13 protein-coding genes are annotated in these 14,073 nt (G+C 73.6%); 7 read left to right on the forward strand and 6 right to left on the reverse strand.

The features are described 5' to 3' along the window. The first annotated feature begins 52 nt into the window (after positions 1 to 52). On the forward strand, positions 53 to 1,318 hold the full coding sequence (locus OHA81_RS21345; protein ID WP_329198236.1) for a styrene monooxygenase/indole monooxygenase family protein: 1,266 nt from the start codon (positions 53 to 55) through the stop codon (positions 1,316 to 1,318). On the opposite strand, the gene OHA81_RS21350 is transcribed toward OHA81_RS21345, so the two are convergent. Continuing rightward, positions 1,264 to 2,535 (reverse strand): C40 family peptidase, encoded by a 1,272-nt coding sequence (locus tag OHA81_RS21350; RefSeq protein ID WP_329198238.1) that lies wholly within the window; start codon positions 2,533 to 2,535, stop codon positions 1,264 to 1,266. The two genes, OHA81_RS21345 and OHA81_RS21350, sit on opposite strands and share 55 nt — an antisense overlap. A gap of 225 nt (positions 2,536 to 2,760) precedes the next feature. Here OHA81_RS21350 and OHA81_RS21355 point away from each other — a divergent pair, with 225 nt between their 5' ends. Both OHA81_RS21355 and OHA81_RS21360 read left to right on the forward strand, forming a co-directional pair. After that, complete coding sequence (locus OHA81_RS21355) at positions 2,761 to 4,170, forward strand: FtsW/RodA/SpoVE family cell cycle protein (protein ID WP_329198239.1); 1,410 nt, start codon at positions 2,761 to 2,763, stop codon at positions 4,168 to 4,170. After that, entirely contained in the window at positions 4,167 to 5,636 is a 1,470-nt protein-coding gene (locus OHA81_RS21360) for a penicillin-binding transpeptidase domain-containing protein (RefSeq protein ID WP_329198241.1), read from the forward strand. Before OHA81_RS21355 ends, OHA81_RS21360 begins: the two co-directional genes overlap by 4 nt. 110 nt (positions 5,637 to 5,746) lie before the next feature. Here OHA81_RS21360 and OHA81_RS21365 read toward each other — a convergent pair whose 3' ends face one another. Then, positions 5,747 to 6,868 carry a ferritin-like domain-containing protein gene (locus OHA81_RS21365; protein ID WP_329198243.1) on the reverse strand — a complete coding sequence of 374 codons (1,122 nt, stop codon included), beginning with the start codon at positions 6,866 to 6,868 and terminating at the stop codon, positions 5,747 to 5,749. 179 nt (positions 6,869 to 7,047) lie between these two features. Between OHA81_RS21365 and OHA81_RS21370 the strand changes: the two genes are divergently transcribed. From OHA81_RS21370 to OHA81_RS21380, 3 genes are read left to right on the forward strand one after another with little or no spacing between them, the layout of a single operon-like run. Next, complete coding sequence (locus OHA81_RS21370) at positions 7,048 to 7,977, forward strand: AurF N-oxygenase family protein (protein ID WP_329198245.1); 930 nt, start codon at positions 7,048 to 7,050, stop codon at positions 7,975 to 7,977. Between the two features lie 29 nt (positions 7,978 to 8,006). Further along, the gene (locus tag OHA81_RS21375; RefSeq protein ID WP_329198247.1) at positions 8,007 to 8,723 is read left to right on the forward strand and encodes a TetR/AcrR family transcriptional regulator; all 717 of its coding nucleotides are present in this window, start codon (positions 8,007 to 8,009) and stop codon (positions 8,721 to 8,723) included. 10 nt (positions 8,724 to 8,733) lie between these two features. Beyond that, entirely contained in the window at positions 8,734 to 9,006 is a 273-nt protein-coding gene (locus tag OHA81_RS21380) for a hypothetical protein (protein ID WP_329198249.1), read from the forward strand. A 263-nt stretch (positions 9,007 to 9,269) separates the two neighbouring features. Here OHA81_RS21380 and OHA81_RS21385 read toward each other — a convergent pair whose 3' ends face one another. The 3 genes from OHA81_RS21385 to OHA81_RS21395 all read right to left on the reverse strand — a co-directional run bounded on the left by OHA81_RS21385 (position 9,270) and on the right by OHA81_RS21395 (position 11,946). Continuing rightward, the gene (locus tag OHA81_RS21385; RefSeq protein WP_329198251.1) at positions 9,270 to 10,526 is read right to left on the reverse strand and encodes a HAMP domain-containing sensor histidine kinase; all 1,257 of its coding nucleotides are present in this window, start codon (positions 10,524 to 10,526) and stop codon (positions 9,270 to 9,272) included. Beyond that, positions 10,523 to 11,212, reverse strand: a complete 690-nt coding sequence (locus tag OHA81_RS21390; protein ID WP_329198253.1) for a hypothetical protein — start codon at positions 11,210 to 11,212, stop codon at positions 10,523 to 10,525. Before OHA81_RS21390 ends, OHA81_RS21385 begins: the two co-directional genes overlap by 4 nt. Positions 11,213 to 11,364: 152 nt before the next feature. Continuing rightward, positions 11,365 to 11,946: a hypothetical protein gene (locus OHA81_RS21395; protein ID WP_329198255.1), complete on the reverse strand. Its 582-nt coding sequence runs from the start codon at positions 11,944 to 11,946 to the stop codon at positions 11,365 to 11,367. A 215-nt stretch (positions 11,947 to 12,161) separates the two neighbouring features. Between OHA81_RS21395 and OHA81_RS21400 the strand changes: the two genes are divergently transcribed. After that, complete coding sequence (locus tag OHA81_RS21400) at positions 12,162 to 12,959, forward strand: nuclease-related domain-containing protein (RefSeq protein ID WP_329198257.1); 798 nt, start codon at positions 12,162 to 12,164, stop codon at positions 12,957 to 12,959. 33 nt (positions 12,960 to 12,992) lie between these two features. On the opposite strand, the gene ku is transcribed toward OHA81_RS21400, so the two are convergent. After that, positions 12,993 to 14,057, reverse strand: a complete 1,065-nt coding sequence (gene ku, locus OHA81_RS21405; RefSeq protein WP_329198259.1) for a non-homologous end joining protein Ku — start codon at positions 14,055 to 14,057, stop codon at positions 12,993 to 12,995. Positions 14,058 to 14,073: the final 16 nt, after the last annotated feature.

A 14,073-nucleotide genomic window follows, 5' to 3' on the forward strand; every position in this document is an offset into this window, starting at 1 on the left:
GCTCCCACAACCGCAGCCCGTAGCACCGCAGCCCCCGAATCGAGAACGTGAGATGCGCAAGATACTCGTCGTCGGGGCCGGCCAGTCCGGTCTCCAGCTCGCCCTCGGACTCCAGTCGAAGGGGTACGAGGTCACCCTCATGTCCAACCGGACGGCGGACGAGATCCGCACCGGCCGGGTCATGTCCACCCAATGCATGTTCGACACGGCGCTCCAGCACGAGCGGGACCTCGAGCTGGCCTTCTGGGAGCGGCAGGCCCCGAGGATCGAGGGCGTCGGCGTCTCGGTCGCCGGCCCGGACGGCGGGCGCGCCGTCGACTGGCTGGGCCGCTTGAAGGGCTTCGCGCAGTCCGTCGACCAGCGGGTGAAGATGGCGGGCTGGATCGACACGTTCGTGCAGCGGGGCGGGCAGCTGGTCATCCACGGCGCGTCCGTCGCCGACCTGGACTTCTTCTCCCGCACGTACGACCTGGTGCTCGTCGCCGCCGGCAAGGGCGAACTGGTGTCGATGTTCGGACGGGACGCGGCGCGGTCCCCGTACGACGCGCCGCAGCGCGCGCTGGCCGTCTCCTACGTGCACGGGCTCGGGCCGCGCCCGGAGCACCCGGACACCGAGGCGGTGCGCTGCAACCTGGTGCCCGGCGTCGGGGAGCTGTTCGTCATGCCGACCCTGACCACCTCCGGGCGGGCGGACATCCTGTTCTGGGAGGGCCTGCCGGGCGGTCCGGTGGACGCCTTCAAGGGCGTCAAGGACCCGTCGGAGCACCTGGCGCTGACGCTGGAGCTGATGGAGCGGTTCACGCCCTGGGAGTACGCGCGCGCCACCAAGGTGGACCTGACGGACGGCGGCGGCACCCTCGCCGGGCGCTACGCGCCCGTCGTGCGCAACCCGATCGGGCGGCTGCCGGGCGGCGGCCTGGTACTGGGCGTCGCCGACGTGGTCGTGGCGAACGACCCGATCACCGGGCAGGGCTCGAACTCCGCCGCGAAGTGCGCGGCCTCCTACCTCTCCTCGATCCTCATGCACGGTGACAAGCCGTTCGACGAGGCGTGGATGAAGGCCACCTTCGACAAGTACTGGTTCACGACCGGCAAGCCGGTGACCCAGTGGACCAACGCGATGCTGGGCGTCCCCCCGGAGCACGTGCTGAACCTGATCGGGGCGGCCGGGCAGCTGCCGCCGGTGGCGGATCGATTCGCCAACGGCTTCGACAACCCGGCCGACTTCGACGCCTACTTCTACGACCCCGAGGACACGGCGGACTACCTGGCCGAGGTCTCGGCTTCGGTGTCCGCGTCGGGCCCGGCCCCCGAGTAGCCGGTGTCGTCCCCCTCCGTGGCCGATTCGGGCAGCGGCGGGAGGGTGAACGAGGCGAGCGGGGTCCCGCCGGGGTCGGGCCGTACGGCGCCCAGGACCGGGTTCGCGGCGATCGGCGACACCTTGACGCGGGTTCCCGGACGGGGCGCCTGGATGACCTTGCCGCCGCCGATGTACAGGGCGACGTGGGTGGCGGTGGGGAAGTACACCACCAGGTCCCCGGGGCGCAGCCGGTCCAGCGGCACCTTCGGCAGCTGTGCCCACTGCTCCTGGCTCGTGCGGGGGATGGACCGCCCGGCGTGCTCCCAGGCCCGGGAGGTGAGCCCGGAGCAGTCGAAGGAGGCCGGGCCCTCGGCGCCCCAGACGTACGGCTTGCCGATCTGGGCCGCCGCGTAGGCGAGGGCCGCGCCGCCCGCGGCGGTGGGGGTGGAGGCCTGCGCGGAGGCGGAGGGGGCGCCCGCCCGGCCCAGGCGGCCGGAGCCGACGAGCTCCCGTTGCGCTTCGGCGGTGACCGCGTCCTCGCGGGCGTCGAGCTGGGCGAGTTGCCCGGGCGTCAGGGAGGCCAGGAGCCGCTCGACCTCCTTGAGCCGGCCGGTGACCTCGTCCTTGTGCCGTTTCCGCTCGGCGGCCAGGTTCCGCTGTGCGTCCAGGGCTCTGCGGGCGGCGCCGGCGAGGGTCCCGGCGTGCTGCTCGCCGTGTTCGAGGCGGGCGAGGACCCCGGCGGTGCGGGCGCCCTGGAGGGCGGTGAGGCGGCGCTGGTCGGAGGCGTGGCGGAGGTCTCCGGTGAGGAGCATCCGCAGGTAGGGGGAGAGGCCGCCGCGGGCGTGCTGGTACTGCTCGCGGGCCAGCCGGCCGGCGAGGGCCCGTTCGGCGCTGAGGGCGGTACGGGCTTTGCCCAGCTCGGTGGTGAGCCGGCGCTCCTGCTCCTGGCGTGCCTTGAGGGCGACTTCGGTGGCGTTGTACGCCTCGGAGGCCTGCTCGGCCTTCTGGTACAGGTCCTGGAGGCGGGTGAGCAGCACGCCGACGGGTTCGGTGGCGGGCGCCGCGGCCGGCCGGAGGGCCGGGGCTTTCCGGGGCGCGGAGGCGGGCCGGGGTGCTCCGACGGGTTCCGTCGCGGGGAGGGGTTCGGCGCGGGCGGTGGCGGGCGGGCCGGCGGCCGTGAGGAGGACGGCGGCGGCGATGCAGACGGTGCGGACAAGACGTGGTCGGTTTGTCATGTAATCACCTCCGGGGCAGGCCGATGTTGCCATGCCCGGTATGACGAATCCTCCACCGGAGGCGGCGGGGTGAGGCCGCGTCACCTGTTCGGAGGGGCGCGGCGGGGGTCCGGGCCGTCGCTGCCGCCGCTCGCGCTCTCCCCAGGTCCCGACCGTTCGTGGCGACTCTTCGGCGCACTGTGACATAAGCGGACATAGGGTTCTCGTGCTTGCTACGTTCCCCCTATGACCGCTCTGACGGCGAAGGTGACGGAGCCCTCCCCGCCCCCGCCTCCCGACGCCCGGATCCCGGGGGGCCGCGGCATCGAGCTGACCCTGCTGACCGGGGCGGTCCTGATCTCCGTACTCGGTCACCTCTACGTGGGCTTCGCCGCCACCGGACGCTTCCCCGAGGCCGTCACCCGCCACACCGTCGGGTTCGCCGCCGCCGCGCTGATCGCACACCTCGCCGTGCGCCTGCGCGCCCCGTACGCCGATCCGCTCGTGCTGCCCATCGCCGTCCTGCTCAACGGACTCGGCCTCGTCCTGATCGAGCGGCTCGACCTCACCACCGCGGGCCACCACACCGCCGACGAGCAGCTGCGCTGGTCCGGCATCGGACTGGCCCTGTTCGTGCTGGTCGTCGGGGTGCTGCGGGACCACCGCGTCCTCCAGCGGTACGCGTACCTCTCCGTCACCGCCGCGCTCGCGCTGATGCTCGTCCCGGTCTTCTTCCCTGCCGTCAACGGCGCCCACATCTGGATCCGGTTCGCCGGGTACTCCTTCCAGCCGGGGGAGTTCGCCAAGATCCTGCTCGCCGTCTTCTTCGCCGCCTACCTCGCCGCGAACCGCACCGCCCTCGCCCTGACCGGGCGCCGGCTGCTGTGGAAGCTGCGCCTGCTGCCCGGCCGCGTCCTCGGCCCGATCCTCACGATCTGGCTGCTCAGCGTCGGCGTACTGGTGCTGGAACGGGACCTCGGCACGTCCCTGCTCTTCTTCGGCCTCTTCGTGATCATGCTGTTCACCGCCACCGGGCGGATCGGCTGGATCGCGATCGGGCTGCTGCTCGCGGCCGTCGGGGCGTACGCCGTGGGGACGTTCGAGCCGCACGTGCACACCCGCGTGGAGGACTGGCTGAATCCTTTCGCCTCCATCGCGCGGGGCGAGGGACCCGGCCAGCTCGCCCAGTCCCTCTTCGCCTTCGGCGCCGGCGGCCTCCTCGGCGCCGGACTCGGCCACGGCCAGTCCTTCCTCATCGGCTTCGCCGCCAAGTCCGACTTCATCCTGGCCACCGCCGGTGAGGAACTCGGGCTCGTCGGCCTCAGCGCGATCCTGCTGCTCTACGGGCTCCTCGTGGACCGGGGATTCAGGGCCGGACTCGCGCTGCGCGACCCCTTCGGGCGGCTCCTGGCCACCGGGCTCGCCTCGATCCTCGCCCTCCAGGTGTTCGTCATCGCCGGCGGCGTCACCGGACTGATCCCGCTCACCGGCATGGCCATGCCCTTCCTGGCGCAGGGCGGTTCGTCCGTCGTCACCAACTGGATCATCGTCGCCCTGCTGATCCGGCTCGGGGACAGCGCCCGCAGGCCGGTGCCGCCGCCCGTTCCGGCGCCCCCGTCGTCGCCCTTTCCGGCGCGAGAGGGGGGCCCCGCGTGATCCGCTACATCCGCTGGTGCGCGTACTTCTGCGCGGCCCTGCTCGTCGCCCTGCTGGTCAACATGGGCCGGGTGCAGGTCTGGGAGGCCTCCGCCTACGGAGCCAACCCGGCCAACAAGCGCACCGCCGTCGAGCGGTACGCGAAGCCGCGCGGGGACGTCCTGGTCGACGGCCGGCCCGTCACCGGATCCCGCGACAGCGGCCAACTGCTCCGCTACGAGCGCACCTACGCCAACGGCCCGCTCTACGCTCCCGTCACCGGGTTCTCCTCCCAGACGTACGGGACCAGCTTCGTCGAGCGCGCCGAGGACGCCGTCCTCGGCGGCACCGACCCGGGCCTGTCCGCCTTCCCGCTCTGGTACGACCTCGCGCGCGGCCACCCGCCCGGCGGGAACGCGGTGACCACCATCCGGGCCGCGATGCAGCGGGCCGCGTACACGGGGCTGGCGGGCCGGCGGGGCGCGGTCGTGGCCCTGGAGCCCGCGACCGGCGCGATCCTGACCCTGGTCAGCAGCCCCTCGTACGACCCGGCGGCGCTCTCGGGGACGGGCGCGCGGGTCAAGGAGGCGTGGACGCGGCTCAACGCGGACCCCGCCAGGCCGATGCTCAACCGGGCGCTGCGCGAGACGTACCCGCCCGGTTCCACCTTCAAGATCGTGACGGCGGCGGCCGCGCTCGACGCCGGGGTGGTCGAGGACGTGGACGCCCCGACCCGGACGCCCGACCCGTACCCGCTGCCGGGGACCAGCACCCTGCTGCCGAACGAGGCGACCGGCTGCGAGGACGCCTCGATGGCGGAGGCGGTGCAGTGGTCCTGCAACACGGTGATGGCCAAGATCGGCGTACAGGTGGGTCTGCGCGGCATGGTCGAAGCGGCGCGGCGCTTCGGCTTCAACGACGACGGGCTGCGGGTGCCGTCGTGGGTGTCGCCCTCGGCCTTCGACACCGACATGAGTCCGGATCAGCTGGCGCTGTCGTCGATCGGGCAGTTCAACACCAAGGCGACCCCGCTCCAGATGGCGATGGTGGCGTCGGCCGTCGCGGGCGGCGGGGAGCTGAAACGCCCGTACCTGGTGGAGCGCACCACCCGGGACGACGGCAGTCAGGTCCGCCGCGGCGAACAGCACACCCTCGGCCGGGCGATGAGCCCGGCGACGGCGCTGCGCATGCAGGAGCTGATGGTCAAGGTGGTGGAGAACGGCACGGGACGCAACGCCGCCATCCCCGGCGCGGTGGTCGGAGGCAAGACCGGCACCGCGCAGCACGGCGTCGGCAACGCGGGCACGCCCTACGCCTGGTTCATCGCCTGGGCCAGGGCGCAGGGCGCGCCGCTGCCGGCGGTCGCGGTGGCGGTGGTCGTCGAGGACGCGGCGGCGGACCGCGGCGGCATCAGCGGCAACAGCGCGGCGGCCCCGATCGCGCGCGCCGTGATGGCCGCGGCGCTGGCGGCGAAGCCCACGCCGTGACCGGGGCGCCGCTCGGGCGGTCGTTCGCCGGCGCCGCTGTCCGGGCGGTCGGGGCTGTCCGGGCGGTCGGGGCTGTCCGGGCGGTCGGGGCTGTCCGGGCGCGCCGCCGCTCAGGCGCTCGGGTCGCCGCTCTCCGCTCCCTCGGCGATGGTGGCCCGGACCTCCGCCACCCGGTCGCGTTCCTCGGCGGCGAACCGCTCGCGGTCCATCGCCTCGGCGATCTCCTCGTCCTCGCTCATCAGCAGGTCGAGGTTGGAGTTGCCCATCTCGAAGACGCCCATCTCCAGGTAGGCCCGCTGCAGCCGGTCACCCCACAGCCCGATGTCCTTCACGCACGGCACGATCCGGCTGAACAGCAGCCTGCGGAACAGGTGCAGGAACTCCGACTGCTCGCTGAAGTCCTCCGCCTCCTTCCTCGGGATGCCGAAGTTCTCCAGCACCTCCACCCCGCGCAGCCGGTCCCGCATGAGGTAGCAGCCCTCGATCACGAACTCCTCGCGCTCGCGCAACTCGGCGTCCGTCAGCTGCTTGTAGTAGTCCCGCAGCGCCATCCGCCCGAACGCCACGTGCCGGGCCTCGTCCTGCATCACGTAGGCGAGGATCTGCTTGGGCAGCGGCTTGTCCGTCGTGTCGCGGATCATCCCGAACGCGGCCAGCGCCAGCCCCTCGATCAGCACCTGCATGCCCAGGTACGGCATGTCCCAGCGGGAGTCGCGCAGGGTGTCGCCGAGCAGCCCCTGGAGGCTGTCGTTGATCGGGTAGAGCATCCCGACCTTCTCGTGCAGGAAGCGCCCGAAGACCTCCGCGTGCCGGGCCTCGTCCATGGTCTGGGTGGCCGAGTAGAACTTCGCGTCCAGGTCGGGTACGGATTCCACGATCCGCGCCGCGCACACCATCGCCCCCTGCTCCCCGTGCAGGAACTGGCTGAAATTCCACGCCGCGTAGTGGCGGCGCAGCTCGCCCTTGTCCTTGTCGGTGAGTTTGGCCCAGTACGGGGTGCCGTAGAGCGTCAGCGCCTCGTCGGGGGTGCCGAGCGGGTCGTACGGGTCCACTTCCAGGTCCCACGCGATGCGCTTGGCGCCGTCCCACTGCTTGTCCTTGCCCTTCTGGTACAGGGCGAGCAGCCGCTCCCGGCCGCCGTCGTACTCCCAGCTGAAGCGCGCGGAGCCGGAGGCCGGAACCTGCCAGACGCCCTCGCCCGGGTCCTTGGTGTAGAGCTCGTGCGTCGACACTGACGCCCCCTTGCCTCGTGTACTCGCGTACCGGACCGGCCAGTTGGCCACCGTGCGCAGCGTCACACGTTGGTAGACGCGGGGTCAACAAGTCGCGCCGGAGGGATTGACGGCCTTGCTGACAAGCAGTCTCATAAGCAGTGACCGCCGGTAACTCCACGAGCGAGGTGTCCGAAGCCATGACGACCGTGACCGACCGAGCAGCGCCGAGGGACGCATTCGGCCTCCTCAAGGACCGCGAGGAAACCGCCGCGCGACTGCTCGAATCGTCGGCCAAACACTCCTTCGACCCCGACAGGGAACTCGACTGGGACGCCCCGCCGATCGACGGCAAGTACTACTGGCCGCCCGAACTGCTCTCGCTCTACGACACCCCGCTGTGGAAGAAGATGGGCGAGGAACAGCGCATCGACCTCTCCCGCCACGAGGCGGCCGCGCTCGGCTCCCTCGGCATCTGGTTCGAGATCATCCTGATGCAGCTGCTCGTCCGGCACATCTACGACAAGTCGCTGGTCAGCGACCACGTCCGCTACGCACTCACCGAGATAGCCGACGAATGCCGGCACTCCATGATGTTCGCCCGCATGATCCGCAAGGCGGACACCCCCGCCTATCCGGTCTCGCGCACCCACCACAACCTCGCCCGCGTCCTCAAGACGGTCTCCACCACCCCCGGCTCCTTCGCCTGCACCCTGCTCGGCGAGGAGATCCTCGACTGGATGCAGCGCCTGACCTTCCCCGACGAGCGCATCCAGCCGCTCGTACGCGGAGTCACCCGCATCCACGTCATCGAGGAGGCCCGGCACGTCCGCTACGCCCGCGAGGAACTGCGCCGCCAGATGCTGACGGCCCCGCGCTGGGAGCAGGAACTCACCCGGATCAGCTGCGGTGAGGCCGCCCGCGTCTTCTCGCTGGCCTTCGTCAACCCCCAGGTCTACGAGAACATCGGCCTGGACCGGCGCGAAGCCGTCGCCCAGGTCAAGGCGAGCGGCCACCGGCGCGAGGTCATGCAGACCGGCGCCAAGCGGCTGACGGACTTCCTCGACGACATCGGCGTCCTGCGCGGTGTCGGCCGCAGGCTGTGGCGGAGCTCGGGACTCCTCGCCTGACCGGCCTCCCACGGGGTTACCCTGCGGGCATGACGACCGTACGGGCGTACCGCAGGCTGAGCGTCGAGGAGCGGCGGGCCCAACTCCTCGACGCGGCCCTGTCGCTGTTCGCGCACCGCGCGCCGGAGGAGGTCTCCCTCGACGACGTCGCCGAGGCCGCCGGGGTCTCGCGCCCGCTGGTCTACCGCTACTTCCCCGGCGGCAAGCAGCAGCTCTACGAGGCCGCGCTGCGCTCGGCCGCGGAGCTGCTGGAACAGTGCTTCGCCCAGCCCCAGGCCGGCCCGCTGACCCAGCGGCTGTCCCGGGCCCTGGACCGCTACCTGGCCTTCGTCGACGAGCACGACACCGGCTTCGCGGCGCTCCTCCAGGGCGGCAGCGTCGTGGAGACCTCCCGCACGACGGCGACCGTGGACGGCATCCGCCGGGCGGCGGCGCAGCAGATCCTCGTCCACCTGGCCGTCCCCGACCCCGGCCCGCGGCTGCGGATGATGGTCCGCACCTGGATCACGGCCGTGGAAGGGGCCTCGCTGATCTGGATCGACGAGGGCAAGCAGCCGGACGTGGCCTCGCTCCGCGACTGGCTGGTGGACCAGTTCATCGCCCTCCTCACCGCCACCGCGGCCACCGACCCCGAGACGGCCGCGGCGGCGCGGGCGGCCCTGGCCCTGGAACCGGTGGACGGCCCGGTCGGCGTGCTTGCCCGGCGGGTGGTCCCGCTGGTCTCCGGGGCGGCCCACCTGCTGTGACACTGGAGGGGTGAGAAGCGAATCCACCCCGTTCGAGGGCGGCCCCATGGACGGCCGGTCCCTGCCGATCCTCCTGGGCCCGACCGGCCACCCGCCGAAGTGGTACGAGATCCCGGTCCCGAACCCGGACGGCGCCGCCCCGACGGTCCTGCTGTACGAACGCGTCCCGGCGGGCCAGACCAGACGCCTGGGCCTCCTCAAGGGCTGGAAGTACACCTTCCGCCCCGACGGAGTCCGCCCCCGCCCCCGCTGGCCCTGGCGCCGCGCCCAGCCGGACGCCTGACGGAACCCACCGGCGGGCTTCGCCCTCGCGGTCGCGGTGCCGGGAGCACCCAGGCGGTGACGGGGGGCAGGGCCGGCCATCGGCCCACCGGCCGGCCATCGGCCCACCGCGCCCGGCCCGGGCGCACCCGCCCCAACCCCGGCGGCAGCCGGGGAAGTTCGCGGCGCCCGGCGCGGCCCGGGAGACGCTCCGCGCAACGCCGCCACCCCCACGCGCCCGGCCAGGGCTGCCCCGCCGCGCGCCCGCGAACCGCCCGGCCAGGGCTACGGCAGCGTCACCACCGCCTCCGCGCCGCCCCCCTCGGCCTGCCGGAACTCCAGCCGCGCACCGATCACCGCGGCCTGCCCGACGGCGATGGTCAACCCCAGCCCGTGCCCCTTCCCGGAGCCGGCCCCCGCTCCCGCGTTCCCGTCCCCACTGCGGAACCGCTGCGGCCCCTGCGTCACCAGGTACTCCGGAAACCCGTCCCCGTGGTCCCGCACCGTCACCACCGGCCCGTCCACCGTCAGGACGACCGGCTCCCGCCCGTGCCCATGGGCGTTCGCCACCAGGTTCCCCAGCACCCGTTCCAGCCGCCGCCGGTCCGTCTCCACCATCGCGTCCCGCACCACGACCACCTCCGTCGGCGTGCCCGACGCCCGCACCACCCGCCGCGCGAGCCGCGCCAGCTGGTGCAGGTCCGTCTCCACCACCTCGCGCCCCGAATCCAGCCGCGAGATCTCCAGCAGGTCCTCCGTCAGCCCGCGCATCGTCCGCACCCGCTCGCGCACCAGCTCCGTCGCCCGCCCCTCCGGCAGGAGTTCCGACGCCGCCTGCAGCCCGGTCAGCGGAGTCCGCAGCTCGTGCGCGACGTCCGCGGTGAACCGCTGCTCGCGCTCCAGCTTCCCCTGGAGGGTCGCCGCCATCGTGTCGAGCGCGGCCGCCACCGTCGCCACCTCGTCCTGGTGACGCGAGGGGTTCCCCGTCCGCGGGTCGTCCACCCGCGCGTCCAGGTCGCCCTGCGAGATCCGACGCGCGACCGCCGCCGTCTGCTGGAGCCGCCGGGTCACCCGCGTCACCGCGAACGCGCCCAGCAGGAGCGTGCCGCCGATCGCCACCATCGAGGAGCCGATGATCGCGTGGTCCAGCCCGCTGATCGTGCGCGCCGCCTGGCTGTAGTCCACGGCCGTGGCCAGGGCCCGGCCGTCCGCGGGGGCCGCCGCCCACATCACCTGCCGTCCCCGGAACTCGGCCACGACGGTGCCCCGCCGTCCCCCCACGGCCAGCTTGCGCAGGGACGCCGGCAGGCCTGCCGGATCGAGGGAGGAGCGCGGCGGCAGAGCCTCGCCCGCCTCGTACGCCCGCGTGGCGTCGCTCAGCTTCTCCAGGGCCCGGTCACGCGCGTTGTCGACCGTCTGCCGGGTGACCTCCACGTGCACGAGCGCGCCGAGCGCCGCCGCCAGCGCACAGCACATGACGACGATGAAACACGCCGACTTCCAGGTGAGCGTGGCGGTCCACGCGGGCAGCCGGGCCCTCATGACGTCCGCGGGCGCGCCGGCACCCGGACGATCTGCTCGCGCGTCGCCATCATGCTCCGCTGCTTCTCGTCCCACGACCACGTGGTGATCAGCTCGTACCCGGGATGCCCGCTCGGCACGTGCAGGACCACGTTCTGGCCGGCCAGCTCGACGCGGATGACGGTCTCGGTGGTCGCCATGATCCGGTTGAGCCGCCCGTCGGGGTCGGCCGTGTAGGCGCGCACCGACATCATGCTGCCCGGCAGTTCGATCCCGACGATGACCTCGTCCTTGCCGTTCCCCGTGAGGTCCCGGTAGTACGGGGTGAGCACGGGGCACTTCTCCGAGGCCTCCGTCCCGCAGGACCGGATCGCGTCGGCGGTCTCCTTCGGCATCCCGTCGGCGCCGGTGACGGCGCCCCGGTGGGCCCGCAGCTCCGCCTGCACCAGGGCCACCGCGTCCACCTCGTGCACGTTCTGGTCGTGCACGAGCGGCAGCCCCTGTACGTACACCGGCGGCACGCCCCCCGGCGGGGCGGGCGGCACTTCGGCGCCCTTGCGCCACGGCCACAGCTGTACGGGTCCACGCGCCGTCGGGGCCGATCCGGCGGCGGCCAGCCCGCCCGGGTCGCCGCACGCCGACGCCAGCAGCAGCACGCAGCCGGCCAGGAGCAGCCCGGCGCCCGCGCGGAAGGGGAGGGTGCGCACAGCGGCGGGCCTCCTCTTCTCGGTGCCGGGGATGACGGTCGGTTCCAGCCAACCTTAGGCCGACCCGGTCCCGTTTCGCCCGCACACATGGGCGATGCCCGGGCGACGGGGGAGCGGCGCCCCGGTGGCGCGGCGGTCGCCGGGCGCGCGGGTCAGGCGTCGCTGCGCCCCCGGCGCAGCATCGCGAACCCCAGCCCGGCGGCGCCGACGGCCGCGATGCCGCCGCCCGCGGCGAGCAGCAGCGCGCCGTTGCCCGGCCCGTCGGGCACGGCGTACGAGCGCAGAGCCTCGACGGCCGCGCCCCGGGGAGCGGCGGCCGCCGGGAGGGGCCGGCTGCGGGTCGCGGTCTTGTGCCCGTCGCCGGCCAACGCGTGCCCCTGCGGCCCGGGGGCGAGGGCGCCGACCCAGGACGAGAGCCGGCCGTCGGCCCGCAGCGCGAGGTGCAGCCCCTGCGCCTCGCCGACGGCGGGGGCGCCGGGGTGGCTGGTCAGCGACGCCACGCGGGAGCCGTCGCGCAGCACGTCGGCCTCGTACGTGTTCCCGGCGAGCCGGTACACCCGGGCGGTGGACCGCCCGTCGGCCAGGGCGAGGCTGCCGACCAGGGTCCGCGCCCCGACCGAGGCGGCCGGCAGTCCTTCGGCGAGCGCGGCGGCGGTGGGCAGGGCCAGCAGGGCGCCGGCGCATGCGGTCACGGCGGTGGCGCGGACGAGGGTGCGGCGGCTGACGCTGGTCACGGAACTCCTTCTGCGGGTCGGTCGGCCCGGGCGTCCCAACGTAGGGTCGCGCCGTTGCAGTAGGGCCATGACTTTGTAACGGTCAGCCGACGGCGCCCCGTCGGAGTCGTTACACACCGGCGCCACACGACGCCGGCGTTCACGCACCGCGCCGCGTACGGGGGATTGCCGGGCGGCACAACGCCTGCTCCCATGGACGCCGGGGGGTGGGGGAGATGCACGGACTCACGGTGCTGCCGAGCGGCCGGGCCGGACGGGGGCGGCTGTTCGTCAACCTGCCGGACGGCCGGGCGGTGGCCTGGTACGACCGGCGGACCAACCGGGTCAGCCTGCTGGAGGCGGACCGGCGGGAGGCGGTGCTGGCCGCCCTGCGCCCCTACCTGAGCGGCGAGGTGGCCGTCGGGCCCCCGCCGGTACCCACGCCCGTGGAACGGCTCCGGCTGGCCCTTCCCCCCGACCGGGACCTGGCCCCGAACCGCCCCGGCGAGCCACTGCTGGGGGAGCTGGCGTACGGCTCGCCGGGCACCAGGGCCCGTCACCGGCTGCGCCGCGAGATCGGGGCGCGGGAGCTGATGGGGGCGGAGCTGGACGTCCTCGAAGCGATGGACTGGCGGGTCCTGCACGCCGTGCCGCTGCCGGGCGGCGGCCTGATCGACCACGTGCTGATCGGCCCGGCCGGGGTGTTCTGCGTCGTGACGGTGCCGGGCCGGCGCCAGCGGGTCAGGGCGGGCGACCTGCTGCTCACGGTGGGCCGGGCCGACCCGCTCCCCGAGGTGCGCCGAGTCCGCCGGGCGGCCGCCCTCGCCGCGCACGCCCTGCGGTCGCCGGTCACGCCGGTCGTGGCCGTGGTCGGGGCCTCCACCGTCGAGGTGGCCCCGACGCTGCGCGACGTCCGCGTCCTGCAACCCGCCTCGGCGACGCCTTACTTCACGACCGCCACCCCCATCCTGAAACCCCCGGACACCGACGCCCTCTTCTCCCTGGCCCGCGACACCCGTACCTGGCTCCCGTAGGCCGTCGGGCGCCCGCCCCGGCCGCCCCGGCCGTCAGGCCGAGCGGCGTTTGCGGGGTGGCGTGGCCTTCTTGGCGGAGGCAGTCTTCTTCGTGGCCGCCGAAGTGGACTTGGTCCCGCCCGACTTGGCCGACGCGGAGCCCGTCTTCTTCGCCGCCGCCGAGGTCGACTTCCGTCCCGATGCCGTCTTCTTCGCCGCCGCCGACCCCGACGCCGACGTGGACTTCTTCCCGCCCACCGCCTTGGGCGCGGCCGTCGACTTCCGCCGGATCGGCGTCACGTCCGCCTCCGCCTCCGCGGGAGCGGCCGCGCCCGCCTCTCCCCGCGAGGCCTTCGCCGCCTGCACGCTCCGCTCCAGCGCCGCCATCAGGTCGATCACCTGGCCCGCGGCCGGTTCCGTCGCGGCCTCCGCCGGCTCGTACGCGCCGCCCGCCTTCGCCGCGATCATCTCCTCCAGGGCCTCCCGGTAGTCGTCGTGCAGCGAGGAGATGTCCACCTCCCCCAGCGTCGCCATCAGCGCGTCCGCCAGGTCCAGTTCGGCGTCCCGGACCGTCACCGACGTCTCCGGCGCCACCCCCTCCGGCCGGCGGATCTCGTCCGGCCACAGCAGTCCGTGCATCGCGATGACGTCGTCGACGACCCGCAGCATTCCCAGCCGCTCCCGCCCCCGCAGTGCGAACTTGGCGATCGCCACCTTCCGGCTCCGCTTGAGCGCCTCCCGCAGCAGCGTGTACGGCTTGGCGGCCGTCGCCCCGTTCGCCGCGAGGTAGTACGCCGCGTCCATCTGGAGCGGATCGATCTCGTCGGCCGGTACGAACGACACGATCTCGATCGTCTTCGCCGTGGCGATCGGCAGCTGCCCCAGGTCCTCGTCCGTGATCGGGATGATCGAGCCGTCCGCCTCCTCGTACCCCTTGCCGATCTCGGCCTGCGACACCTCCTCGCCGTCCAGCTCGCACACCTTGCGGTACCGCACGCGGCCGCCGTCGGTCACGTGGATCTGGCGGAACGAGATCGAGTGGCTCTCGGTGGCGTTCACGAGCTTGATCGGGATGCTGACCAAGCCGAAGGAAATCGCCCCATTCCAGATGGATCGCACAGTTCCTCCCGTTTCA

This window comes from Streptomyces sp. NBC_00667 (assembly GCF_036226825.1).
Lineage (GTDB): Bacteria > Actinomycetota > Actinomycetes > Streptomycetales > Streptomycetaceae > Streptomyces.